This window comes from Mesorhizobium sp. M8A.F.Ca.ET.202.01.1.1 (genome assembly GCF_004791595.1).
GTDB lineage: Bacteria > Pseudomonadota > Alphaproteobacteria > Rhizobiales > Rhizobiaceae > Mesorhizobium.
Window position 1 is genome coordinate 1 of sequence record NZ_SRUN01000289.1, and the last position, 288, is coordinate 288.

The 288-nt window shown below is 65.3% G+C and carries 1 protein-coding gene and 1 pseudogene; both read right to left on the minus strand.

What is annotated here, in order from left to right; translation table 11 throughout:
* The coding region (locus EN845_RS34905; protein ID WP_135931349.1) for a LysR family transcriptional regulator at positions 1–141 on the minus strand (141 nt) is incomplete at its 3' end.
* Positions 142–147: 6 nt separating this feature from the next.
* A pseudogene (locus tag EN845_RS36585) lies at positions 148–288 on the minus strand (signal protein PDZ); the annotation flags it as partial.

The following is a 288-nucleotide window of genomic DNA, read 5'->3' on the forward strand; positions in this document are numbered from 1 at the left end:
GTTGCTGGCGACAAGTTCGGCCACCAGCGACTGGATCTGGTCGCTGACGCTCGACTGGGCGAGATTGACCTCCTGCGCCGCGCGCGTGACGTTGCGCGTGCGCGCGACCGCAAGAAAGGTCTTCAGCAGCCTTGGATGCATGCGGCCCTACTGCAGCTGCGGCTTCTTGAGGAAGGAATTGCGGTCGGCGGATTTTACGCGCAGCCAGGTCTCGCGGCCGTCGCGCACCACGCGCAGCGGAATCTCGGCGCCGGCAGGGTTCTCCCACAACTTGCGATAGAAGTCGGC